The sequence below is a fragment of the Rubidibacter lacunae KORDI 51-2 genome (assembly GCF_000473895.1).
Lineage (GTDB): Bacteria > Cyanobacteriota > Cyanobacteriia > Cyanobacteriales > Rubidibacteraceae > Rubidibacter > Rubidibacter lacunae.
The window spans coordinates 12652-36830 of record NZ_ASSJ01000050.1; the positions used below are offsets into that span (position 1 = coordinate 12652).

General features: G+C 57.8%; 25 protein-coding genes. 14 read left to right on the top strand and 11 right to left on the bottom strand.

Annotated elements, in window-relative coordinates:
- Nucleotides 1-249: 249 nt before the first annotated feature.
- The 3 genes from KR51_RS09415 to KR51_RS09425 all read left to right on the top strand — a co-directional run bounded on the left by KR51_RS09415 (nt 250) and on the right by KR51_RS09425 (nt 1569).
- Complete coding sequence (locus tag KR51_RS09415; RefSeq protein WP_022607127.1) at nt 250-624, top strand: ferredoxin-thioredoxin reductase catalytic domain-containing protein; 375 nt, start codon at nt 250-252, stop codon at nt 622-624.
- 139 nt (nt 625-763) lie between these two features.
- The gene (locus KR51_RS09420) at nt 764-1177 is read left to right on the top strand and encodes a DUF309 domain-containing protein (protein WP_084202435.1); all 414 of its coding nucleotides are present in this window, start codon (nt 764-766) and stop codon (nt 1175-1177) included.
- On the top strand, nt 1174-1569 hold the full coding sequence (locus KR51_RS09425) for a hypothetical protein (RefSeq protein ID WP_022607129.1): 396 nt from the start codon (nt 1174-1176) through the stop codon (nt 1567-1569). Before KR51_RS09420 ends, KR51_RS09425 begins: the two co-directional genes overlap by 4 nt.
- A 378-nt stretch (nt 1570-1947) precedes the next feature.
- On the opposite strand, the gene KR51_RS09430 is transcribed toward KR51_RS09425, so the two are convergent.
- Nucleotides 1948-2745, bottom strand: coding sequence for a hypothetical protein (locus tag KR51_RS09430; RefSeq protein WP_040655792.1), 798 nt, complete (start codon nt 2743-2745; stop codon nt 1948-1950).
- Nucleotides 2746-4433: 1688 nt separating this feature from the next.
- On the opposite strand from KR51_RS09430, the gene KR51_RS09440 reads away from it, so the two are divergent.
- A complete protein-coding gene (locus KR51_RS09440; protein ID WP_022607136.1) occupies nt 4434-4631 on the top strand; it encodes a hypothetical protein in 198 nt (65 codons plus the stop codon).
- A gap of 872 nt (nt 4632-5503) precedes the next feature.
- Nucleotides 5504-6664 (top strand): aminotransferase class V-fold PLP-dependent enzyme, encoded by a 1161-nt coding sequence (locus KR51_RS09445; RefSeq protein ID WP_022607138.1) that lies wholly within the window; start codon nt 5504-5506, stop codon nt 6662-6664.
- Between the two features lie 42 nt (nt 6665-6706).
- Here KR51_RS09445 and KR51_RS09450 read toward each other — a convergent pair whose 3' ends face one another.
- Nucleotides 6707-8530: a sodium:solute symporter family transporter gene (locus KR51_RS09450; protein ID WP_022607139.1), complete on the bottom strand. Its 1824-nt coding sequence runs from the start codon at nt 8528-8530 to the stop codon at nt 6707-6709.
- 141 nt (nt 8531-8671) lie between these two features.
- Here KR51_RS09450 and KR51_RS09455 point away from each other — a divergent pair, with 141 nt between their 5' ends.
- Together KR51_RS09455 and KR51_RS17515 are read left to right on the top strand one after the other, a co-directional pair.
- Nucleotides 8672-9106 (top strand): hypothetical protein, encoded by a 435-nt coding sequence (locus KR51_RS09455; protein ID WP_051358140.1) that lies wholly within the window; start codon nt 8672-8674, stop codon nt 9104-9106.
- A 60-nt stretch (nt 9107-9166) separates the two neighbouring features.
- Nucleotides 9167-9430 carry a hypothetical protein gene (locus KR51_RS17515; RefSeq protein WP_051358141.1) on the top strand — a complete coding sequence of 88 codons (264 nt, stop codon included), beginning with the start codon at nt 9167-9169 and terminating at the stop codon, nt 9428-9430.
- Nucleotides 9431-9444: 14 nt separating this feature from the next.
- On the opposite strand, the gene KR51_RS09460 is transcribed toward KR51_RS17515, so the two are convergent.
- The 3 genes from KR51_RS09460 to KR51_RS09470 all read right to left on the bottom strand — a co-directional run bounded on the left by KR51_RS09460 (nt 9445) and on the right by KR51_RS09470 (nt 11713).
- Entirely contained in the window at nt 9445-10950 is a 1506-nt protein-coding gene (locus tag KR51_RS09460) for a DEAD/DEAH box helicase (RefSeq protein WP_022607142.1), read from the bottom strand.
- 245 nt (nt 10951-11195) lie between these two features.
- Nucleotides 11196-11306 (bottom strand): photosystem II reaction center protein PsbM, encoded by a 111-nt coding sequence (gene psbM / locus KR51_RS09465; RefSeq protein ID WP_022607144.1) that lies wholly within the window; start codon nt 11304-11306, stop codon nt 11196-11198.
- Nucleotides 11307-11386: 80 nt separating this feature from the next.
- Complete coding sequence (locus KR51_RS09470) at nt 11387-11713, bottom strand: 2Fe-2S iron-sulfur cluster-binding protein (RefSeq protein WP_022607145.1); 327 nt, start codon at nt 11711-11713, stop codon at nt 11387-11389.
- Between the two features lie 117 nt (nt 11714-11830).
- Between KR51_RS09470 and KR51_RS09475 the strand changes: the two genes are divergently transcribed.
- Both KR51_RS09475 and KR51_RS09480 read left to right on the top strand, forming a co-directional pair.
- Complete coding sequence (locus KR51_RS09475) at nt 11831-12883, top strand: stage II sporulation protein M (RefSeq protein ID WP_071783263.1); 1053 nt, start codon at nt 11831-11833, stop codon at nt 12881-12883.
- A 65-nt stretch (nt 12884-12948) separates the two neighbouring features.
- On the top strand, nt 12949-13899 hold the full coding sequence (locus KR51_RS09480; protein ID WP_022607149.1) for a DUF362 domain-containing protein: 951 nt from the start codon (nt 12949-12951) through the stop codon (nt 13897-13899).
- A gap of 543 nt (nt 13900-14442) precedes the next feature.
- Here the strand turns inward: KR51_RS09480 and KR51_RS09485 are convergent.
- Nucleotides 14443-14640 carry a hypothetical protein gene (locus tag KR51_RS09485; RefSeq protein WP_156915059.1) on the bottom strand — a complete coding sequence of 66 codons (198 nt, stop codon included), beginning with the start codon at nt 14638-14640 and terminating at the stop codon, nt 14443-14445.
- A gap of 12 nt (nt 14641-14652) precedes the next feature.
- Here KR51_RS09485 and KR51_RS09490 point away from each other — a divergent pair, with 12 nt between their 5' ends.
- Complete coding sequence (locus KR51_RS09490) at nt 14653-15162, top strand: inorganic diphosphatase (RefSeq protein WP_022607153.1); 510 nt, start codon at nt 14653-14655, stop codon at nt 15160-15162.
- A gap of 202 nt (nt 15163-15364) precedes the next feature.
- On the top strand, nt 15365-16459 hold the full coding sequence (gene hisC, locus KR51_RS09495) for a histidinol-phosphate transaminase (protein ID WP_022607155.1): 1095 nt from the start codon (nt 15365-15367) through the stop codon (nt 16457-16459).
- 508 nt (nt 16460-16967) lie between these two features.
- On the opposite strand, the gene psbV is transcribed toward hisC, so the two are convergent.
- The 5 genes from psbV to KR51_RS09520 all read right to left on the bottom strand — a co-directional run bounded on the left by psbV (nt 16968) and on the right by KR51_RS09520 (nt 20418).
- Nucleotides 16968-17459: a photosystem II cytochrome c-550 gene (gene psbV / locus KR51_RS09500; protein WP_022607157.1), complete on the bottom strand. Its 492-nt coding sequence runs from the start codon at nt 17457-17459 to the stop codon at nt 16968-16970.
- 137 nt (nt 17460-17596) lie between these two features.
- Nucleotides 17597-17821 carry a translation initiation factor IF-2 gene (locus KR51_RS09505; RefSeq protein ID WP_232214580.1) on the bottom strand — a complete coding sequence of 75 codons (225 nt, stop codon included), beginning with the start codon at nt 17819-17821 and terminating at the stop codon, nt 17597-17599.
- 86 nt (nt 17822-17907) lie between these two features.
- Nucleotides 17908-18723, bottom strand: a complete 816-nt coding sequence (gene cobA, locus KR51_RS09510) for a uroporphyrinogen-III C-methyltransferase (RefSeq protein WP_232214581.1) — start codon at nt 18721-18723, stop codon at nt 17908-17910.
- The gene (locus KR51_RS09515; RefSeq protein WP_022607163.1) at nt 18708-19535 is read right to left on the bottom strand and encodes a sirohydrochlorin chelatase; all 828 of its coding nucleotides are present in this window, start codon (nt 19533-19535) and stop codon (nt 18708-18710) included. The genes cobA and KR51_RS09515 overlap by 16 nt, the downstream gene beginning before the upstream one ends.
- A gap of 145 nt (nt 19536-19680) precedes the next feature.
- The gene (locus tag KR51_RS09520) at nt 19681-20418 is read right to left on the bottom strand and encodes an MBL fold metallo-hydrolase (protein WP_022607165.1); all 738 of its coding nucleotides are present in this window, start codon (nt 20416-20418) and stop codon (nt 19681-19683) included.
- A 184-nt stretch (nt 20419-20602) separates the two neighbouring features.
- On the opposite strand from KR51_RS09520, the gene KR51_RS09525 reads away from it, so the two are divergent.
- The 3 genes from KR51_RS09525 (at nt 20603) to argJ (ending at nt 24158) form a co-directional block, all read left to right on the top strand.
- Nucleotides 20603-22129, top strand: a complete 1527-nt coding sequence (locus tag KR51_RS09525) for a site-2 protease family protein (RefSeq protein ID WP_022607167.1) — start codon at nt 20603-20605, stop codon at nt 22127-22129.
- 28 nt (nt 22130-22157) lie between these two features.
- Nucleotides 22158-22799, top strand: a complete 642-nt coding sequence (locus KR51_RS09530) for an alpha/beta hydrolase (RefSeq protein WP_022607169.1) — start codon at nt 22158-22160, stop codon at nt 22797-22799.
- Nucleotides 22800-22916: 117 nt separating this feature from the next.
- Nucleotides 22917-24158 (top strand): bifunctional ornithine acetyltransferase/N-acetylglutamate synthase, encoded by a 1242-nt coding sequence (gene argJ, locus KR51_RS09535; RefSeq protein WP_022607170.1) that lies wholly within the window; start codon nt 22917-22919, stop codon nt 24156-24158.
- The last annotated feature ends 21 nt before the right edge of the window (nt 24159-24179 follow it).

A 24179-nucleotide genomic window follows, 5' to 3' on the forward strand; every position in this document is an offset into this window, starting at 1 on the left:
CAACCGTATATGAGCATCCAGGCTCCCTTGCGACCGCCAATAGGGTCAACAGTATCCGTAAAGTTTTGTCGCAGCAGGCAAAGAATCATTACGGACGCAAACACCGTGGGGACGGGTATCGGCGAGCGATCCCACTACATCAGGCAGGACAGTCGGCGATCGGACAGTTGATGTCACAATAAGTACAACTCGTCGCTTAAGGGACGAGGCAAACGGCGTATCTGCAAGTATCGAACTCCACAACACTCTATGACTGCACCTGACTCGAAAGCGCGCCCAACCGCGAATCCAGATAAGACTCTGGACGTGATGCGGAACTTCGCGCAAACCTACGCTAAGCGAACCGATACCTACTTCTGCGTCGATCCGTCTGTAACGGCCGTTGTTGTGGAAGGACTTGCTCGCCATAAGGACGAACTCGGCGCGCCCTTATGTCCGTGCCGCCACTACGAAGATAAGGAAGCTGAGGTGAAGCAAGGATTTTGGAATTGCCCTTGCGTACCCATGCGCGAACGAAAGGAGTGTCATTGTTTGTTGTTCCTGACACCCGATCACGATTTTGCAGGTGACAAACAGGAAATTTCCCTCGAACACCTCAAGCAAGTCCGCGACAGTATGGGTTAGGGTACGTCTTTTGGTTGTAGCTAGTTCCGTAAATAGAGAGTGGATATTAGTTTTCACCGTCGTGCGGGGCTGATAGCTTACAATCCAGTACCCGCAATCGATTGCGGGGTAGCCATTACGAGCCCCAGCTCTCCCGTAAATGAGGAGCGCGATCGTGCCGCCAGCAGCACTCAGGCAGGGAATCGAGCAATTCAACCAGCAGGAGTTCTACGCTTGCCACGATACGTTGGAAGCGTTGTGGATAGATGCGCCCGAACCAGAACGGCGTTTCTACCAGGGTATCCTGCAGATAGCGGTTGGCTGCTATCACTTGAGCAATCAAAACTGGCGCGGGGCAGTCTTGTCTCTGGGTGAAGGCTGCCAGCGTCTTAGCGATTATGCGCCGGCGCATGCTGGCGTCAATGTCGATCGTCTCCTTGATGCAAGTGTTGAACTGCTCGAACGCCTGCATGCTGACGCTCCAGTGGGCACCGACGCAGTCGTTCGCCAGTTTTCTATGCCAGGCGATGTTGCGCTGCCGCGCATTGTCTGCGTGGAGGAAGCAGCATCGTGAAGCCAAAGTTTGCAGATGCAGAGGCGTGGGAGCAGGCACAGTTACTTTTGCAGCCGGCTTATATTCGCCTGCTCGATAACCTCCGCAAGCAACTCGAAGGCTCATCCTGGAAGGAGAGCTACCGCAAAGTGGACTTCCCGATTCCAGGCTACGAACTCTGCTTGGGTCGGGGCGGTCGGGAAATCGCGGTCAACTTGTGGGATTTGTGTTTCAAGGTGTGTTTTCGCGCCTATCCACCGCTGTTTGCCGATGACGATGCCGAATATGTTGAGGTTGAAATCGACACCAACCTCTTCGATCCGGAAACTGGCAACGTGGATTGGCAGCGCCTTGATACTAAGGCGCAGGTCCGCGTTGAAGAAGTCTTTGCCCGGTTGCCGAAGCTAAAGTAATAACGCGAGCAGACGGATTTACCGATCGCAAATGTCAACAACTCCGGAGATTGCGTCAGCGATCGATTTGGCTGCTGCTCGGTTAGTCTGGATATAGAAGACCGGCGGATTAAATCTTGAATGTCCTCAGCAACCGTTCAGCTGACTGCGCTGAGGGCTCCAGTTGAGAACGCGTGCACTGGAGTCGGGCTAACATGGCTCGCCGCACGAGTTCGTGTAGTTCAACCTTGCTTACTGTCGGTCGGGAACCTCCCCACATTCAGAACTCCTCTATAAACATAGGGAAGTTGAGGAAGCTTAAAATATGCCGCGGACACCAGCAGGGAAAGTGCGGGTCAACCTGTACCTCGAGAGCGAGCTGCGCGAATGGTTTCAAGACTATTGCAAAGATCGAGATCTATCGCAGCCGAGTGCATTACACCGGCTCGTGACAGCGCTCCGCGACGGAAAATTTGACATTGCCGATGATGGGGAAAGCCAACCGGAGCCCCCCAGTCCCCAGCTCACCCAGCAGCAAGAGTCTCCTGATTGGCTGCAGATGCTTGAAGCGGTGAGAGCAGAAATCGGGAAGCTGCGAGATCGCTTGATTGTATTAGAAGAGCGGGAGTCATCGACCTCAGTTTCAACACCAAAATCTTTATCAGCACCATCGGCAACGTCAGCAACGTTACCAGCAACAGTATCTAAATCGGCGAAGACAGCAGCATCTAAGGTTACAGCATCCAAATCCAAGAAGGCGACAGTCCCCAAATCGACGAAGGCGACAACATCCAAGTCAGCATCTTCTAAGGCTAAGGCGACAGCAACCCCATCAAAGAAGGCAACAGCATCTAAGGTAACCAAATCACCTCCAGCAGTAGCAGGGGTATCGACAGCATCGGCAGCTAAGTCGCGCAAGTCGACGAAGACAATTAATGCGAAGGGAGCTAAGACAACGAAAGCACCTTCTGCAGCAGCATCAACGACATCATCATCGGCAACCAAGCTCCGTAAGACAGCTAAAACGCCTCGCGCAGCCACAGGGACAACGACCAAGTCAGGAAAGGTGACAAAGTCGGCTTCGCTATCAGACAAGTCTCGGAAAACCAAGCCAGCATCAGCGTCAGCAGAGAACAAATCCAAGAAAGCGAAGTCGAGTGGAACGACTGCGCGAACGCCCCAACAGTCGATGTCCAAGAAAGCGGGACAGCAGTCCAAGCAACAATCCCTAGCACCGGCTAAGTCATCAAAGGTAGGACAGTCGAAGTCCAAGAAGACGGTCCAGCAATCGAAAGCACCACAATCCAAGCAACAATCGAAGCCACCAAAAACGGTTCAGCGAAAGATCGCTAGCACGTTAACGAGCCGCGAAGCCTGGGATATTGCCTGTTCCAGAGGTTATCAAGGTGCGTTCGAGAGCTTCCGCAAAACGGCTACGCGCCCCGGCTGGGAGCGTTACGGAATCCGCAAAGTCGATTCCCAAACTCACCAAGGTGCTCGCAACTGGCAGCGGCTTGATTAAGTCCGACATCTCTGTGTAGTTGAGTGCGTTCGGCTAGGAGAGTCCTTAAGCTTGTTGACTGACAAAACTTACACGAGAGCAGAGAAATAGCTAGTAGTCAGAACTTCGAGCTCCAGCTGAAAGTAGCGTTGCTCGTGCTGCCGCCGTGACGTTTGCGCCGGCTCCAGATTGACGTAGCCATGGAATCGCCCCTTGCGAAGCAGCTGCCAACCCGTGTATTTTAGGGCATTTACCTCCTCCCAACCGGTGCGGAAATAGCGATTTCCCCCAAAACAAGTGCGGGTTCACTCAGTACCTCTGACCTGTTGCTAATACAGCAACCCACTGGGCGGTCACTTCGTGGATCGCAAGCGCCAATTCTAATCAGAGTCGCGACAGGGCACAAAGCTACAAGGCCGGAGACTTCCGGAGATTCCAACCGTTGAATTGGTCATCGAGGAAACGCTCCACGATGTCGAACGGCACCCCTTATTCCTGGAACGTTTGCAGGGTCTTCTCCACGTTGCTGACCACTTCCCAAAACTCACGATGGACGTCTTGCAAACTGATGCGCAGGTTTGGAGCCAGCATTGGAGGCACCGCTGCCCGCTCTGAGCGGGGCGCCTGTGAGTTAGGTGCGCCTGTGAGTAAGGAGATAAGCTAACCAGCGGATGAGGTTGTCCTATCCGGTCTGCAGGCATAGACCCAGTATCTGGCAAACGGTGGTGAGGCAGTGTGAGCTAAGCCTAAGCCGCCAGTTGACGCAGCCAGGCGCGGACATGTTAGGGAACGGGAATTTTTCCACAGCGCCGTCGAGTTGGAACGATGTCAAATCTTGAAGATGCATGCTTCCAGTCGGGGTTGACAAGAGCCCAATGCCATGCGAGTCAAGGACTTGCCCTGCTTGGAAGCATCTTTTGCAAGTCAATCAGGTCCTCAAGGCATGCTTGCGATGACTAGTGACTACATGCAACCGAAAAAGTGCAGTAACGAGATCGCCATCTCACCAGTTGTGCCGCCCTTGAAAATGTCCGAAGAGATCCGAACGATATAACATTTGCGGATATCTTCTCGGTCTCTAAAGTCACCTACACTAACTCGCGAGAGGCTTGTGAAGCATGGGTTGCCGCAAACCTACTCATGCTACAACAAAGCCCAGAGAACTACAATTGAGATTCACTGGTATTGGTGCTGCTTGCTAAATTCCTACCTCGACAGAGCGTTACGCGGATTGTTCGAGTTGGCTAGGGGGATCCCTGAAAAGATTTGTTAAGGCGGCAGCAATTTTGTAAAATCAGATACAGAAATTCGTGGTATATTTAAATCTGTAAGGAGCAGTGGCGCGATCGCGTCAGGTACTGGTTACCCTTAGGAGGTCGATTTTATGTCTGCTCAAGAGCAAGCCCGCGCGCTGATGATGCGCCACCACAACGCTATTAAGAACCGCCAGCAATCGATGTTAGGACGCGCCGCTGCAGAAATCGGTCTCGATCCTGACAGCGCTTACTGGGGTCACATCCAGGGCAAGGTTCAATCAACGTTCCGCAAGTCCTACGATCGCAGTGGCTCAGCACTCAGCTAACGAGCCTGATCGCTTCATAACAACATCGAGTCGTTGAGTACGAGAACCGAATACCCTTGAGCGGGAGTTCCATCTGAACTCCCGCTTTTCAACAATCTAGCTTTATAGCAATTCCAGGAAACTCCCATTCCAACCTGAACTTTGGGAAAAAACAACACCCCTGCAGTCGGAGAAGGAAGATGAAAAGAGCCATTCATCAACACATGCTGTCGTTGATGCTGTTTTCTTGGCTCAGCGGTACCGCAATGAATTGAGTTAAACCAGGGGACAGCGCCCTCGAGGCGGTATTTGGGAGTGAAAAGTTTTTTTGGTCAGTGAGTCTCAATCGTAGCGCACTCGGAATGCTCGATGACATATACTGCTAGCGCCGCGTTTCATTCGCCAGGAGCGTCGTACATTTTTCGGAAATGCTCTGTAGCGCTAGTCTGGGCAACTTGAAAATAGCTTCCTCTTAAGGAAAAAACCCTTGGTTTTCAATACCTTCTGCAACGAGTACTTCAGCGACACATTTGCGTTTGTTTTGTAAATCCCCCACCGGATTTCTGGCAGGTCTCGAAGAACGAGATGGGCAACCCCTAGCGCTGGAACCACATCGTGCTGATGGTCGAGTAGGGTGGCGTCCCATTAACAACAAACTCTGTTGGTGCATCCACGGCACCCGCAATTGTCTCTGCGCGGTAACTCATTCTCGGGTCCGCTGCTATGGTCTTGCACTGCGCCCGGCGGAGGTCCCCCGCGATCGCTTCTGCACGCGATCGCCACCGTCAGCATTTTCCGAGCCTGGATGGCAAAGCCGTTTTCAACTCCACCTGCTGGCAACCGCATCGAACTTGCGTTAACGTGACCGCGTTGCCCGTCGTGCGAGGTCGACCGTGATTGCCTCTGAATTCGATCGCCACCGTCAGGAATTTCCGAGCCTTGATGATAAAGTCTTTTTCAACTTCGGCGGTCAGGGACCGCTACCTCGAGCAGCTCTCGATGCGATTGTTGACGCCTACGACAAAATCCAGCGCGAGGGTCCGTTTGGCGAAAGCGTGAATGCCTGGTTGCAGGAGCAATCGGCGCTGACCCGGCAGGCGATCGCGGCCGAACTCGGCACGTCTGCAGCAGCGATCGCGCTGACGGAAAACGTGACGGCAGGCTGTAACATCGCCCTGTGGGGCACGCACTGGCAAGCAGGGGATCGCGTGCTGCTGACTGACTGTGAGCATCCGGGCATCATTGCGGCGGTGCAGGAGATTTCCGCGCGCTTCGGCGTTGCGATCGACGTTTGTTCGGTGCTCGACACGCTCAACGACGGCGATCCAGTCGTGACGATTGCGCGGGGGCTGCAGGACAAGACGCGCATGGTGGTGCTGTCGCACCTCCTGTGGAATACGGGGCAAGTGCTGCCGCTGGCGGCGATCTCGGCACTGTGTCGCGATCGCGGCGTGCGGGTAATGGTGGATGCAGCCCAGTCAGTGGGCTCGTTGCCATTGGATCTGGATGCGATCGGCGCGGATTATTACGCCTTCACCGGACACAAGTGGCTCTGCGGTCCGGCTGGGGTCGGGGGACTGTTCGTGCGTCCAGAAATCCTCTCGGAGCTGTCGCCAACGTTCATCGGCTGGCGCGGTATCACGATAGATCGCGGCGGACAACCAACCGGCTGGCAGCCCGACTCGCGACGCTACGAATTGGCGACGTCAGCTTACCCGCAATACATCGGACTCAGTGCCGCGATCGCCACGCACAATCGTTGGGGAACGCCCGCCGAGCGGTACGCGCGCATCTGCGACCTGAGCGAGCACTTGTGGGAACGCTTGTCGGAACTCGGTGGCCTCCGCTGCTTGCGATCGCGGCCGCCGGAAGCCGGATTGGTGTCGTTCCAGCTTGAGAGTGGCAAACATGCCCGACTCGTGCGATCGCTCGAAAACGACGGATTCTTCCTCCGCACAATCGCCCATCCCGACTGCGTCCGCGCCTGCACCCATTACCTCACCCGCGAGGACGAGATCGACCGATTGGTCGAGGCGATCGGCAAGCGACTGTAGCGATCGCTAGTGGATTATCCTCCTGGTTTGCGGGAGTTCACTTCAGGCTGAGGGCTCGCTAGCTGGAGCGGCAGTTTTCGGGTCGCTAACGCGGACTTCCTTCGAGAGATGTCGGTACCAGGTAAAGTACAGCCCGATCGACAGCAAGAGCCACACGAGCACCAATAATCCGAAGCTGTCCCACTGCTGCATCATCGCCATCATGCCGGAGAGGAACAATACCAACTGCCACGGCACTGCCAGACACACCGCGATCGCGTCGCGCTGATTTTCGGCCGCAATCTTAGCGCGGACGCCACGCGGCAGCGTCTCTCCAACGGATCCCCAAAATCCGAACGGTCGCGTGACACGATAGAAGTTCTCTAGAACGGCTGTATCAGTTGCGGGCGTAAGATACGTTCCGATTAGACATCCCAACAGCGAAAGCCCACTTGGGAGTAAGAAGTTGGCATATTCTGGCAAGGTAACGTCCGAGAGCCGCAAAGCGATGGCCGAGACCGCACCCGTCGCCATCCCGATGGCAAACCCAAATCCGTTGAAACGCCACCAGTACCAGCGAAGCAGCAAAGGTACGAATAGTCCCGAGCCCATCGCAAATGTCAGCCAGCCCCAGATGTCGTTGACGTTTACCGCCGAAAAGCTGAACGCCAGTCCTAACGCCATGATGACCAGCGACGAAATACGACTGTGCCAGATTAACTGGCGCTCGGTGGCCTGCGGGTTGATAAAGCCCTGATAGAGATCGCGCACCCAGAAGGCCGCGCTGGAGTTGATAATCGAGTCGAACGTAGACATTGCCGCCGCGACGAAACACGCTACGAGCAAGCCTTTGATTCCTACTGGAATGTAAGCATCCAAAACTGTCGGCAGCACTAATTCTGGATCGGCGATCGCACCGCGCGTAAGTCCATGATGGATGCCCAAAACGGCAAATGCCGTCACCAGCGGCCAGCGGAACGAGAGCAAGAGAATCCAGAATGCTGAGAGCAACCCGACCTCGCGATCGCTGCGGGCAGCAAAATACCGCTGGCTGATGTAACCGCCGACGCCACTCATGCCTTCCAGGACGGTCTTAAGGAAATAGAACCCGACCGTCACGCCCAGAAAATTGAACGCCGAATATTGCCCGGGTAGATCCAGCTCCGCTGCCGGCCACAAGCGACTCCAGTCGCTCAGCGTGTTGGTGATTTCTACGAACTGCCCGTCAGCGGCAGGCACCGACACCATGAAGCTCTCTGGCAGCACCACCGTTTGCATGGCGATCGCGCAAACGTACAAAATCGCCACGAAAATCAGCACGCCTTGGAAGACGTCGGTCCAGATCACGCCGTAGAAGCCGCTCACTGCCGTGTAGAGTCCTGCCAAGACAATCGTCAGCATGGCTGCGAGGCGATCGTCGATGCCTAGCAGCAACCCGAAAAACTTGCCGCCGCCCGTGGCGAAGAAACTCAAAATCCAGATCGATACCACCAGATTAGCCACCGCCGCGATCGCGCGCGCCCAGCGACCGGCCGCACCCGTCCCGAAGCGCAACTCCATCCACTCCGCCAGCGTCATCGCTTGCGATCGCCGCATCCACTTGCCCATAAAGATCGCGAAGAACGCCATCACCAAGACGATGCCGCCCCGCAGCTCGATGAAGAAGCCTTGCGTCCCCAAGGCGTAGACCAACGCCGTAATTCCCATCGTGCCAGCGATATCCGTATTCGAAGCCATCCCCGACGCGCCCAACGCCCACCAGGGCAAGTCGCGATCGCCCAAGAAATATGCTTCGATGCCGCCCGACGCTCGTCGCTGCAACCAGAAGCCGAGTGCCACGATCGTGCCGAGATAGAGCGCTACGACGATCCAGTCGATAATTTGCATGCGCTTACATAAATAATTGCGATTGCTCTGGTAAAGAGAATACCGACAGTTTGGCGAGCGTGCTGCCGTGCGAGAAGGCAGCACGCGATCGCATTCGACCCATGCTAACGGAGAATCGATAAGCAGTTCGATGGCAACAGTTTGGCGATCGCCGTTCGCCCCTTAGCCGCCCTCCCTGACCAGGCGGAAGACGAACCTCTCGCAGAGGAAAAGCCCGACGAATTCGATCCGCGCTGCGACGCAATTCCAGTTGCAAACTTGCTCGCTGCGAACTACAACTGGATGAACAACAGTACCGATGCCATTCCGTTTCGGATTGCCACTCTATTGCGCGATAGGGCAGAACAAGATGGCAAGGGAATGCGCGTGCTGCGTCGCTGCGACAACCTCACTCCGGTTGGGTTTTCGTTGTTCTATCCCACGCAACGCAGTTCGGAGGCGCTCTTCTTCGGTCCGTCCAGCAAGGGATTGCACCTCAGTGCGCTCACCGATGTCGATCCGTTTGAATACGCGCAACCCGGCGATTCGAGCTATCGCACGGTATTTTTTCGCAGCTGGGCGATCGCAGCACCTTAACGGGATCGCGAGCAGGGTAATTTCCTTCAGGACGCTCAACAGACCCTTGCACGCCTGCAGTTGGATTTTCCCAACCTCTGCGACTTGCATACGCTGATTATTCACCCGAGCTACGAGCGGCTGGCGCGATCGCTCGGCTTTCAGAAAACTAGCTACGATCCCAAAGTCTCGGTGTACCGGATGTATTTAGCGCTAGATCGCTCCCTGGCATTGGATGCGAAACACCTGCTGGCAAGCGCTCGCCCCGGAGATACGGTTGCGAGCTCGACCATGAAGAAGGTTGTTGCTCGAGCCGAACTCGGCTTGGGCCCCAATGGACAATGAATTGCCCAGATCGCTCAGGACTCGGATGTGAATTCGGGTTCGGCTTTGTAGGTACCTTTAGCTTCGGCAACGCGCAGCCTGCTGCGATCGCCAGATGCTGCATCAACTGCCACCGGTTTGAGTGGGGATATTGGCAGTTGCTGGGGTGTGTCGTAGGTCGCGCGGCGACGGGCAGCGATGCGTTCTTCGCTAGTATCGGCGGCGATTAATTCGTAGAGCAAGGCCAGTTTGCGATCGCTGCTGCCTTTGCGGAGAATGCGCCCGAGCCGCTGCACGTATTCGCGAGTCGAACTCGTACCCGACAGCACGATTGCTATGCGTGCGTCTGGCACGTCAACGCCTTCATTGAGCACGCGTGACGTCGCAATCGTGGGATAGACGCCTGCTTGGAAGGCTTGCAAAATCGCGTGACGCTCTTTGACAGGCGTTTGGTGCGTGATCGCCGGAATTAAAAACTCCTGCGCGATGCGATAAACCGTGGCGTTGTCATTGGTAAAAATCAGCGTGCGTTCTGGATAGTGCCGGGCCAGCAGTTCGCCGAGTACGTGCAGTTTCCCGTCCGTGCCGAGCGCTAGCTCCCTCGCCTCGCGATGAGCCAACATGGCCCGCCGACCCGCTGCCGAGCGCGCGCCGATCTGAACGAAACGCTGCCAGCCTTTGAGACTGCCTAAGGAAATCTTTGCTTCGCGCAGAAACCCATTGCGACAGGCGATCGCCGCATCGTAGCGCTCGCGTTCTGCTGCCGACAGCTCCACCGAGATCCGGACAATGTCGTGGGCAGCCAGTGTCGTCCCGGACAGTTCGGCAGCACTTTTGCGATAAAGCATCGGGCCCAGCAGCGTATCGAGATCGCGATGGGCGTTGTCGCTACGTTCGGGTGTTGCTGTTAGTCCCAAGCGGTAGGGCGCGATCGCGTATTCGGCAACAACGCGATAGAACTCCGTAGGCAGGTGATGGCACTCGTCGCAAACCAGCAATCCGTAACGATTGCCCAAGGATTCGGCATGGATTGCCGCACTATCGTAGGTTGCTACCAAAATCGGCGCGCGATCGCACGCGCCACCACCGAGCGCCCCGATGTCTGCACCGGGATAGGTTGCCTCTAGCTGCGCATACCACTGATGGAGCAAATCGATGGTCGGGACAACCACCATCGTGCTGCAACCTGCCGCCTGCATCGCTAGTTGCGCGAAGTAGGTTTTCCCCGCCCCGGTCGGCAACACGACGACGCCGCGCCGGCCGCTCTGCTCCCACGCTGCCAGCGCCTCGCGTTGGTGGACGAACGGTTCCCGCACGGCGACTGGCATCAGATCCGCAGTGGGAAAGTCCGGTGCTCGATCGTTGAAGACAGCGCGATCGCGCTGCAATGCGCCGACCAGCGCTCGGTAGTGCAGTGCCGGAAAGCGAAACTTCTCGACGCGATCGTCCCAGGTAGCAAAGTCAATCCAGGCTTTCCCGCGCGGTGGCGGGTGCAGCAGCAACGTGCCGCGATCGTAAGTTAGCTCGGGCGTTCGCCCCATCGGTCAGAGTCCGTCAGCGCAATTGCCCCTCATTGTAGAGAGGCGATGAAGCGGCGAAAGCTTGCGGCAATTGACTCTCCTCAACCGGGTGCTCAGTTGCAAGCCCCATGCGAAGGCACTTGTACCCTCCGACAGCCCGCAGTCATCGACCGGCGGGCAATACCCCAACAATAAATCTCCCGCCGACGCAGGAGCGATTGGCAGGAGATACATCAATAGCAGTCGAGTTAGGGAACGCGATCGCTCTAACCCGCCTTATCTTCGTTGCGGGTCTGAATATAAAGTATCAGCAGGAACACTGCAGGAACCAGAACGAACAAAAGGCTGGCAACGAATCCGAGTTTATTAGTCTCCATGATTTCCAAACACCAACAGCAAGCTGACCCAAACGGCCTTAGGATATCACCCCAACGGCCTGCGCACGGCGTACCCGCGCCTACTTCTTCTTATCTTGCTTGCGCGTCTGCGGCTTGGTGATAACGCTCACAGTGCCGCCTTTGACGAGGATCTGACAGGCCAAGCGGAACGAATCCGGGCGTTTGCTCAGGCGTTTCACTTCTACGGGCGTGCGTTCTGAAAGATTCTCCATACCTTCGACGATCTCGACCAAGCACGTGCCGCATTGACCGTAGCCGCCGCAGTTGATCATCTTGCCCTTGAAGGTGTATAAGTCAATCTGGTTTTCCAGGGCTTTCTGGCGCAAATTTGCACCGTCAGCGGCAACAACCTCGAGTCCTTCCTCGATAAATTTGATGGCTCCCATCTGCCCTCCTTGCTCCTTACGACAGCACTCTCAAATTTTTAGGAATTTTAACCCGCTGTCCTCGCAGGAATAAAGCCGCCATAGTATGAGATGAAGGAACCGGGAACAGGGGGAGCTGTGAGACTCCAACGCTGGATCGCGCAACGGGAAGTGCACTGGCAGCGCCTCGACGAACTGCTGCACCAGGTTGAAAAACGCGGATTTCGATCGCTGTCGGCCAAGGAGTTACGGGAGCTGGCGAGCCTCTACCGCTCCACATCCGGTGACCTGGCCCGCGCGCGCGCGCACCGCGCCGGACGCTTGCTCCAGCACGATTTGCAACAGCTGACCGTACGCGCTTACACGGCTATTTATCAGGGTTCGCGCCGGCAGGAATGGAATGCGATCGTGGATTTCTGTTTGTGGGGATTTCCCGCCACCGTCCGCGAGGCGGGTGGCTACATTGCAGCAGCAACGGTCATCTTCGCAATCATGGGGGTTGTAGGCGGATGGTACGGATGGCAAGATCCGGGCTTCTTGGAGTTGATGTTGCCGGAGTGGTTGATTGCGATGGTGCGCGATCGCGGCGAATTATGGACGGGTCCGATCCTCGGTTGGGAAGCCGTCTCGTCCAGCAACTTGGCCATTAACAACATTTCAGTTTCACTAGGTGCCGTCGGAGGTGGCATCACAGCCGGGTTGTGGACGATCTACATCTTGATGCTGAACGGGCTGCTGATCGGTACGGTGGGCGCCTTGGTAGGGCGCTACGAACTGGCGTATCCGTTTTGGGCGTTCGTGTTCCCCCACGGCGCGTTGGAACTACCGGCCATTTTTCTGGCCGGGGGGGCAGGACTGGCGATCGCGCGATCGCTCGTGTGGCCCGGGGCGTTGCGGCGGGCAGATGCTCTCAAACAGTCCGGAACGCTGGCAGCGCGGCTGTTATTCGGGATCGTGCCGCTCTTGCTAATTGCGGGGGCGATTGAGGGCTTCATATCGCCGAGCGAATCTATTCCTAATGCAGTCAAGTACGCGCTCGGCGGGGTCAACTTCGTGTTGTTCGCGATCTACTGCCAGCGCATCCGTCCCTCAGTCACCGCCCCCGATGCACCTGCGGCGACTCCTGTAGAAACACCTGCAGCAGCGGTCGTTCCCAACGGGGCACCAACTGCCTCACCTCCCCTTTCCTGAAAGACCAGCGGGATTGGCTTCGCATCGCTAAACATTATTATGAATTGCCGCTTTCCCGAGCTGCTATGTCTCCCCAAGTTAGTTTGCTGCGAGCAACGCGCTACGATGCCCCGCACCTGCAAACCGCGATCGCGCAGGTCCTGACCCCCTTTGGCGGCATGGAATCGTTCGTCAAGGCGGGCGATCGCGTGTTGCTCAAACCGAATTTGCTCACGGGTAGCAAGCCGCGCCGCGAATGCGTGACCCGCCCGGAAATCGTTGCCGCCGTTGCCGAGTCGGTCAAAGCAGCTGGTGGCACGCCCTTCCTGGGCGACAGTCCGGCATTTGGGAGCGCGCGTGGCGTCGCTGCAGCCAACGGCTACGGTCCGCTCCTGGAGTCCATGGACCTGCCGGTTGTCGAATTCAGCGGACAGCGTTATGGCACGGCTAGCGACACCTTCGAACACCTGCGCTTGAGCAAGGAAGCGATGGATGCCGATGTCGTCATTAACTTGCCGAAGGTCAAATCACACTGCCAGCTGACGTTAACTTTGGGCGTGAAGAATCTCTTCGGATGCGTTCCTGGCAAGATGAAGGCGTGGTGGCACATGGAAGCCGGCAAAGACGCCGATCGCTTTGGCGAGATGCTCGTCGAAACCGCTCGGACGATCGCGCCAGACCTGACGCTGATCGACGGCATCGTGGGACATCAAGGCAACGGGCCGAGCGCGGGCGAGCCACGTCCCCTCGGCGTGTTGGGTGCGGCTTCGGATGTCTTCGCCCTCGACTGTGCTCTTGCCGCACTGCTGCAGGTGGACCCGCAACAGGTTCCGACGCTGGCTGCCTCGCAGCGATTGGGGCTCTGCCCGGACCTTGACGCAATCGCGTTTCCGCTTGAGCGCCCGAAAGATCTGGCGATCGACGACTGGCAACTGCCGGCGGACGTGCACGCGATCGACTTCGGCGCACCGAGGGTAGTGCGTTCGCTGTTCAAGCACTTGTACATTCGTTTCATCAAAGAGCCGATAGCCATGTAGGTAACTCGCCGAAAACTATAGTCGATAGCCGGAATAAGGACGGCTATCGCGAAAACTTCTTCGCCTAGGCGACAATCACGGCTCGGAATTTGCGATTAAAATCAAGAAGTGCATCGAGCGCGGCTAAACTGCGTTTGTTGTCACCTTCACTACCAAACTTGTTTGGCTTTAATCATCTGTATGGATTCCAGCAGTAGTTTGCCTGGCAGGTCGTCCGAGATACCTCGACATCGCTTGGCCGGGATCGTTGGTTCCCTCATTGCCGTCCTGACGCTAGCTGCTCCGCTGCTTGCCGTAGGGTACTTTTCCTCCGACATCAGTTTGCGAGCGCTTCCCGACACCGCAGCTCCATTGCGGCTGGGGAATTAGGCTAGACAGCTGACGGCATTTTTCGTTTTTGGCCCCGTTCGGACGGGGCTGCTTGTCTCGCGCAGATCGCTTTGCGCAGCAGCAGGTGTTTGGCATGCTTGCTAGTGCAACCAATAGAGCCTGGGTTTGAGGCGCCAGGCGACCTAGCGCGACCGGTTGATGTACTCTGCTTTTTTAGGTGCCCCGGTCCTGATAGCCGTAACCCCATAAATTGCCGCACTTCACCATGGCAGGGCGGAGGTTATAGGTTGTAAGTGTTCGGCCAGTCCCCGTTGCGGCGTCCCCGTTGTCGGCTAGAATGCTCCCGAAGTGGCGCTCGCGCTGCTCGGTGGCTGCAGTTGCTGCAGCGGTTTCGACCTGCATAATTTGCACCGGAGAGCACTCATGGATTTATCGCGCATTCCCGCGCAGCCCAAGCCTGGCATCCTTAACGTCATCGTTGAAATTGCAGGCGGCAGCAAGAACAAATACGAATTCGATAAGGATCTCAACGCGCTAGCGCTCGATCGCGTGCTGTATGCGTCGGTACAGTATCCGTTTGACTACGGGTTCGTGCCCAACACGCTCGCCGACGACGGCGACCCACTCGACGGCATGGTGATCATGGACGAGCCGACATTTCCCGGTTGTGTCATCGCCACCCGACCGATCGGAATGCTGGAAATGATCGACGGCGGCGATCGCGATGAGAAACTACTGTGCGTGCCGGTCAAAGACCCGCGCTATGCAGACGTGACCTCGCTCAAGGACATTGCCCAGCACCGCCTTGACGAGATTGCAGAGTTCTTCGGTACTTACAAGAACTTGGAGAAGAAGTCGGTCGAAATCCTCGGCTGGCAAGATCTCGACCAAGTATTGCCGCTGGTCGAAAAATCTATCAAGGCTGCTGGCTAACGCGCACTCGCAGAGGTCGCGCGTGCCAATCCAACAATTGCGTTGCCACATGGTGCCAGCGCATCATGGTAGAGCGATGGCGTCTATTAGCTGGCTTGGTTTAACGCGCGGCAGCGAGTGCGCTAGGGGAGTTCTCGATGCGCTCGCCGCTCGCGCGTCCGTTCGATTAGTTTAGTCAGGTTAAGGTCCTTAGAGGTCGGCGATGGTCGCTCGCATCAACGATTGCATTCGCGCGCTGGCGGTAAAATCTGCTAGCCCGTCGCGAGGGGCAAATGCCGTGCGCCTTGACAAAGGCGAGTTTCCCTATCCGCCCTCGCCGAAGGTTATCGACGCGATCGCGGCGGCAGCCGGGTCGGTCAACCGCTACCCACCGATGCTCGGCGGCGACCTGAGGGCACAACTAGCAGCTTATGCTGGCGTCGCTCCAGAGCAAATCGCGATCGCTAACGGCTCGGACGACCTGATCGAGCTAGTTCTCAAAACCTGCTTGCCGCCTGGTGGAGCGGTGCTACTGCCGACACCCACCTTTTTTGTATACGGATTCTCGGCTCGAGTGTTAGGTGGCAGGGTCGTGGAAGTCCCGCGCTCGTCGATCGATTTTGCCGTCGATACGAAGGCACTGTTGGCTCGGTCAATACCGCAAACGCACGTCCTGTTTTTGGCCAACCCCAACAACCCAACGGGAAATCTAATGCCGCGCGCGGCAATCGTCGAGTTACTGGAGCACTTTGACGGGTGGGTCGTTGTGGATGAATGCTATTTCGAATACTGCGGTGAGACAGTCGTTGACTTGCTGTCGCATTACCCGCAGTTGATCGTGCTCAGAAGCCTGTCCAAAAGCTTCGGACTGGCCGGGCTGCGCGTGGGGTACGCGATCGCGTCGGCCGAAGTTGCCGGCCACCTTTACCGCGCCGCACAGATTTTTCCCGTGAATTGCTTGGCATTAGCCGCTGCCAGCGCTGCGCTTGCCGACTGCGCTTATTTCGAAAAAACGCGCAAGCAAATCCTTCGCGATCGGGCGGCGCTTGCCCGCGACCTAAGCGCCCTCGGATTGACCGCGTTTCCCTCTGCCGCTAACTATCTATTCGTCAGTAGTGAATCCCTCGGATTGCGCTCGGACGTGCTAGTTAGCTGGCTACAACAGCAGCAGGTGTGGGTAGCCGACTTCGGCAGCAAACAAGGGCTGGCCCCCTACTTTTGGCGTGCGGCGATCGGCTTGCCGGACGAGAACCGGGCTCTGCTCGCCGGACTGAGCAGCATCTTCACTTCGGCGTCCGGCTTTAGATCGCAGACTTGATGGGATCTATATCTCGTTAGGGATGCTCTGTGGTATTGAAACCATATCTCGAGAGAAACAGCACCTATTGTTCCCAGCCACTCAGCCGACATCCTTGCCCTTAAATATAAAAAACACCTAGAACACCGCTTCCTTGGCGACGATCTCAAGACGACCTTTGACGAGAGTTCGACAGCGCGTGCGATGGCGAGAGCGATATTCGAGGTGGCTTTTCGGGATCGCAATGCGAGCGCTTGTACCTAATAGTTGCCAAGTGTTGTGAAAAGCGGTCCGTGTTCTCAATTAAAGTACTTGCTGCTAAAGTACTTTCTGCGTCTATACAGCAGCTCAGCTGCCTTGATATTCGATCTACTCTTAGCAAGGATTTCAGCAGTCGGGTCGATCGAACTCACGTCGCCATGACGAGCGGCGGACGACACCGCGCAGCCGATGCCGAAACGCCGCTTGCCGTCAGGGAGTTGGGTGCTCGTTCGAAGTAGATTTTCGTCCGAAGCCCCGCGGGAAGAGTCTAGTTTAAGGTCTTCCCACCGCCCCACAGGCGTCCCCGCACGCGGGGTTGAAACAAAATGTGCGCCCCGATGTGTTCTAGATCTTCATCGGTAAGATTGCGCATCTCAGCCCACAGGTCGGAACGGGTGGTGTTCGGGTGCAGCTCCAGCAAGTCACTCTCGCCGTCGTATGTGGTGGGGTATTCCATGTAGTCGACAAGTGCAACGACGTTATCGCGAGGGGGCTCGGCTCCGTTGAGCACCGGGAGTGCAAGATTGACGTTCGGATTGGTCTTAGTAATGCCGCCAACGTGGCACTGGGAGCACACATTGTTGAACAAGCTCTTGCCGCGCTCCAACTGCTGGAGGCTATAGATGACTTGCTCCCCTTCCTCGTTGTAAGGAAGCGTCCGGATTTCTTCGGTCAGTTCGAGGGCGGCAACGCTGCCAGCGCAAAGCTGCCAGACTAGCAAAATTGCTGCCATTGCTGCCCAGATTGTTCGCTTTAACATGGATTCTCCTCTCAAAAGATGGTCGAGAAATGGTGCATTGAATAGGGCTGTCGCTCGGCGAGTGCCGTCCGACAGCTATTGCCCCAGACCAATCGCCGAGCGACCGGTGCGGGTGGGTCTCGGCCCTGCAGCAAGCGTTAGCAAGGTCGCGCGCGCGCGCAATCGCCTTCTGCCGGGTCCTGCGCGCGGCCGAGGATCTCTAACATCACGGCCTTTGCATCTTCAAGAGCCAGATTCGTCCCCTCGTCCCGGTAGGTAATGTCCAGGCGAGTGCAAATCTGCATGACGTCCGAAACTGCCAAGCGATACTCAGCAGCAATATCGGCAATGGAAAGGTCGGCAAAACCCATAATGGCAGGCAAGCGTAGTCGAGATCCCCAGTTAAATATCATGCCAGCGAATGCGATCGCCTGCAGGCATCCAAACAAGAGAGGATGAGTTTTCGTCGTTACGGCTTGTCGTAGTGCGGTGACAATACGACCGGCCGGCAGCCGGCGAGTACCTCGCGGAGCGCAACCACGCGACCGATCACCGCGATCGCCGGGGCGGCGAACTGCTGGCGCTCGACGGTCTCGACAATGGTTGCGAGAGTGGCAATGAGATCGGTTTGTTCCGGACACGTGCCCCAGCGAATCAGAGCGACAGGGGTCTCCGGCGCAAGTCCGGCGTCCATCAGTTTGCCAACAATGTAAGCAAGATTGTGGATGCCCATGTAAACCGCAATGGTCTCCGCCGCGCGGGCGATCGCAGTCCAGTCTATATCGGGGCGATATTTCCCGGCGGCCTCGTGGCCGGTGACGAAGATGACCGAGGAGCTATGGGCGCGGTGGGTGAGCGGAATGCCGGCATAGGCCGGGGCGGCGATTCCCGAGGTGACGCCGGGGACGACCTCCACTGGAATTCCGGCAGCAACGAGGTCGGTCATTTCTTCGCCGCCGCGCCCAAACATGAAGGGGTCGCCGCCCTTCAGCCGGACCACAATCGCTGCGTCGCGTGCCTTGGCAATCAGTAGCTGGGCGATTTCGGATTGCGCGCGCGAGTGTCGCCCCCGTCGCTTGCCAGCGTCGATGCATTCCGTACGGGGATTCACCATCGCCAAGATTGCCGGGCTGACAAGGGCGTCATACACCACTACATCGGCGCATTCGAGCAAACTCTTGCCTTTGAGCGTTAGCAAACCCGGATCCCCGGGTCCGGCACCAACTAAGTACACTTTCCCGACGGGAAGCGCCCCCGAACTACATGGCATCATCGTTGGAACCATTCAACAATCGTGTCGGCAAGTGCAGGAACCGTCCCGAGGGGGGAGCCAAAGTGTACAGTTAAGTCCGGGCGATCGCCGCACAGGCGCTCGATTTCGGTCGCGATCGCGTCGATAATCCGACCGGGAAACAAGACATACGGCACGATCGCTAAGTGGCGATAGCCAGCTGCCCCCAACGTACGGATGCACTCGCCTAGGTGCGGCGGAACAGACCAGAAAGCAGCAGTTGCCCCCAGACGGGCGGCGGTTGTCGCGATCGTGCCATTGCCCTCGGATTGATGGCTGCCGTGGGCGAGCAAAATGCGCCCAATCGGTTGTGAAGCACGCTCAGCGTCGGCATTAATGCGGTCCGCGAGGGCAGCGAAGCGATCGGCAAGCAAAGGAACTAATCCTGCATGGCTGCCAAGATAAGCTCCTAACTCTAGCTCGAATTCGCCACCGACGAGTTGTTGCGCGCGCGCGACCTCAGCCGGCAAGTCGCTGCGCACGTGAACACCGGGCAACAAGAACAAGGGCAGAATCCGCACGCGATGCAATCCGGCTACCCGGATGGCCGGGAGTTGCTGCAAGATTGCCTGGTGAAGCGGTACCGCACCCATTTCCAGCACGGCCGTCAATACGATGGAGTGCCGCTCTAGGGTGGCGGTGGCTCGATGCTCTCGATTTATTGGCCGGCGGGCGGCGGTTTCACAGACGATGGCGCGATCGCGAACGCATGCAGCCAGCTGGGCAAGGGCGACGCGGGCGCGTGGATCGCGGCTGCCGTGGGCAACGAGGATATATGCGGCGGGCAAGCGATCGGATACAGCCATCGGGATCCAGATCCGAAACAGAACTTTACAATCAACCGGTTGCCTACTATCCTAGGACGCCAGCAAGGGCAATGACCGTAACGAGCGTGTCAATTCTCAAACTACTGTCGGGTTGAGGAGCTGATTGGTAGGTTTCACCAACGCCTTACAGCCCCGGCTTGCCCTGTCGCAAAGCTAAGAGATCCAGCGCCGCCAAATGCATGTAGGCATCCGCGACGATGCCGCGCCCGCGCAAAAATCCCGTGTTCGCACCCGGGCACAAGTACCGCAGCGTTTCGGGAGTAAAGCGATCGCGTAGTGCCTGCACCGCATCCAGTTGCCGCCACCAATGAAAGGTTTTGGCTGCGCGCAGCGGCACGACCTGCCCGCGCGTATCTGGCAGTAGATGGCGTCCGGAAAATAAAACGCCGCCTGCCCGCGCTAGGTACAAACAGGCTGAGCCCGGCGTGTGCCCGCACGTCCACAGTCCTAAGCAAGGTTCCAGTCCGGGCAATTCAAGCGCGATCTCCGACTGGAACGGCGTCGTTTCCACCTCTGGCAGCAAATAGGCTTCCTGCTCTTGGACGACGACCGCGCAGTTGAGCTCTGCTTGCCACTGCGCCACCCGCGCCGCCGCGCCGCGATGGGTCAGAAACAGCCACCGAATCGGGCGATCGCGGAGGAACTCGCGGTTAGTTGCTTCCCACGCCGGGCAGTCCACGAGCACATCTCCAACAGCGCGGCTGCCGTCCCCAACGCTATCGTTCCCTACAATGAGGTATGCGGTCGCCCCCAGCGTCTCGCGGTTGGGTGCGAACGCAAAGATTCCTGCGGGTTCAGGAAGCCTGCGAGGCGGCTTGGGGGGACGAGGCAGCAGTTCGTTCGGACGGGCATCGACAGACATCGGCAGGCGTCGCGACGTGGTTCGCGCCGCGTATCTCGGGTATCTTCAATTGGCGGCATCGCAGCGCGCCTTAGTATCCTAGTGTGCGCTCCGTCCTGACGTGTTTCCGTCCGCACGCTCTTCGTTGCTGGAGGACGCGCGCCGTACCTGTTCTGCTTCTCTTACTGCCACCTGACGCGATCCGATGCCTGTTTTGGGGTTAATGCTACTGTTGCTTGGCTTGCTGACCTACGCGATCCTGCGTCGCAGCGTTGCCGGATTGACGCGGACGCCGCTGTGGCTGCTCTGGTCGGTCATGATGATGCCGGCGTTTGTCTGGAGCGCGTGGATCCTAATCGCCGGTGAAGATCGACCCATGCCAGTGCTACTAGCACTGGCACCGTTTTTAATCTGCCCGCCCTTATACCTCTGGCTCGTCCAGCGCGGCCGCCGCAAACCGCCGCGCCAGGACGCGCCGCCCTCAGACCGACTGGCAGCGAACCTCGCGACCGACCGACCGACTGCTACGGTACCCGAAACAGCACCCGAAAAGGCACCACGCTTGCTCGCTCCCGAAGAAGAAAAGCAGTTGCGCAACTGTTTCCCCTGGAGCGTGTACTATCTCCAGCACGTCGATCAAAATCTACAAGCCGTGCTCTGTCGGGGCAAGTTGCGCGCGGCGTCCGACGAGGCCTACCGCAAGATTGCCGGCAATATTCAGGCTGAATTCGGCGATCGCTTTCTCGTGGTGTTCCAGGAAAGCCTGCGCGGCGAGCCTTTTTTTGCCCTGGTGCCCAACCCCCGTTCGCGCGATCGCCTCAATGTCGAGGGCGAGCAGCCGCTCAACCGCCCCGGCTGGTTAGTGGGTTTGTTACTGCTAACCCTCGTGACGACGGCAAACATCGGCTGGCAGCTTGCGGCAGTTTTTGAGAACCCCGCTACCGACTTCAGCAATACTGAATTCACATACGAACTGCTGCTGCAGGGATTGCCATACACCCTGGGATTGATGACGATCCTCGGTGCCAAAGAACTCTGCCATTACAGCGTCGCGATCGCCTATGAGATCCACTCGACGCTACCTTATTTCATCCCCGTCCCCATCGCTCCAGGCACCTTCGGCGCGTTCGTAATCATGCGATCTCCCATCCCAAATCGACGTGCCTTGTTCGACGTGGCAATTGCCGGACCGCTGTGCGGCTTTGCGGTAACGATTCTTATTTTGCTGTGGGGCCTCTCGCTGTCCCAAGCCGTTCCGCTGACCGAAGACTCAACGATACTGAGTATCAACGCCTTGGATCCGCGCTTCTCGTTGCTGCTAACCGTTTTTGCCAAGTTAACGCTCGGCGAGCATTTTAGCGCCGGGGCGGCAATCCAAATGCATCCGCTGGCCGTAGCTGGGTACGTCGGCTGGATCGTGACGGCCTTAAAGCTCATCCCCTTCGGCCAGCTCAATGGCGGCAACATCGTCCACGCCATTTACGGCATTCGCACCGCAGCAATCGTCGGTCAAATTGCGCGCTTGCTCTTGCTGTTGCTCGCTTTAGCCGAGCCGTGGTTTTTGGCGGTGGCAATCGTGCTATTCTTCTTGCCGTCGATCGGTGAGCCCGCTCTCGATGACGTTAGCGAACTCGACGATCTTCGCGACGCGATCGGCCTAACCGTGCTGGTGCTGCTCCTGGCGATGGTATTGCCGATGCCGCAAGTGTTGGCGCAGTGGCTGAACGTATGAAGAGAACCGAACCGATAGGAACCTTCGCATGGATGACGACGCGCTCCTGACGACCGGCGCAGCCTTGGATTCGATCGCAATTTCGCCGCGCGACGGGCGATCGCCGCACCGCCTGTTCGTAGGGCTGCACGGCTGGGGGGCAAATGCAGCGGATCTGGCCGGACTCGCGCCCCTCTTGGCGTTAGACAACTGCCTGCTGGCTTTCCCCGACGCGCCATTTCCACATCCCTACGTTGCCGGTGGGCGGGCATGGTACGACCTCGAACGCCGCGACGTGGAGCAACTGGAGTTCGGTCGCCAACTTCTGCAAGCATGGATGGTGGATTTACTGGAGTCGTCGGGAATTCCGAGCGATCGCACCGTGCTGTGTGGATTTTCCCAAGGCGGCGCGATGGCGCTCGACGTGGGATTGGTGCAGCCGCTAGCGGGGGTCGTCTGCTTGTCGGGTTACCTTCATGCCCCACCCAACTCACCTTCGACGTTTCCACCAGTATTGCTCGTCCACGGCACGCTGGATCCAGTTGTCCCAGTCTCGGCAGCCCGCCAAGCTCGATCGGTTTTGGATAAAGCTGGGGTAACCGTGGACTATCGCGAGTTCGAAATGCAGCACGAGATCCCACCACCGGTCGTCGCGCTGGTGCAGAAATTTCTAGCCGAACGCATGGAATAACGCACGGGAGTTTGACCCGCTCGCAACCAGATTGCCTGCGAGCGGATGCAGTAGGAACGCGCCTGGATGCGGCAGTATAATGACCTTTCGTAACGATGCGACCGAGCAGGATGGCTCATGGCAGAGTGGCACGCGATTGACGGTGGCGTAACTGCGCCCAAGGGATTCAAGGCAGCAGGCATTGCGGCGGGACTCAAACCCTCCGGAGCTCCGGATTTGGCCCTGATTGTCTCGGAAACGGACGCAATTGCGGCGGGGGTCTTCACGCTCAGTCGGGTGCGCGCCGCCTGTGTGGACTATTGCCGCCAGCGCTTGCAAGACAAAGCCATGGCCCGCGCAATCCTCTGCAATGCCGGTCAGGCGAACGCTGCAACGGGCGATCGGGGAATGGAGGATGCGCTGCAGACCGCCCAATGGCTGGGAGCAGAATTGCAAATCGACCCGAACGCGATCCTGCTGGCATCCACCGGCGTGATCGGGCGGCGGATGCAGATGGATGCCTTCCAGGCGGGGATCCCGAAGCTAGTCAGCGCGCTTTCGGGAGATGGAAGCGCAGCGGCTGCCAGCGCAATTATCACGACCGACCTAATTTCTAAAGAATTTGCTGCCGAGACCGAAATCGACGGCAGGCCCGTGCGGATCGGAGGCATAGCCAAGGGCTCGGGCATGATCCACCCGAACATGGCGACGATGTTGGCATTTGTGACCTGCGACGCTGCCGTCTCGACCCAGCTTTGGCAGACCATGTTACACCGTGCCGCTAATCGCAGTTTCAATCAAATCACCGTCGATGGCGATACCAGCACGAACGACACGTTGATTGCCTTGGCAAACGGTCAATCGCGTACCCCCGCCATTATCGAGATGGGTCCGGCGGCGGAGACGCTAGAGGCAATGCTGACAGCAACTTGCCAGCACCTGGCAAAGGCGATCGCGCGCGATGGAGAAGGGGCCACATGCTTGATTGCAGTGCGGGTAACCGGGGCGCATGATGAGGCGGATGCTCAACTGATCGCCAAGACGATTGTCAGCTCTTCGTTAGTCAAATCGGCAATTTTCGGGCGCGATCCCAACTGGGGGCGCATCGCCGCTGCTGCCGGTCGCGCGGGCGTTATCTTCGACCAAGAAGACCTGCGGGTGCAGCTCGGCGATATCGTTTTGATGGAATGCGGTCAGCCTCAACCCTTCGATCGCGCTGCTGCCAGCGAATATCTCAAGCAAGCAGCTGCCGGGGAGTATCTGAAAAGCGACACGATCGCGATTGCGGTGTCGGTCGGGGACGGTTCCGGCGAGGGCATTGCCTGGGGCTGCGACCTGAGCTACGACTACGTGCGCATTAACGCCGAGTACACGACGTGACATCCTCCCGACGCTGATGCT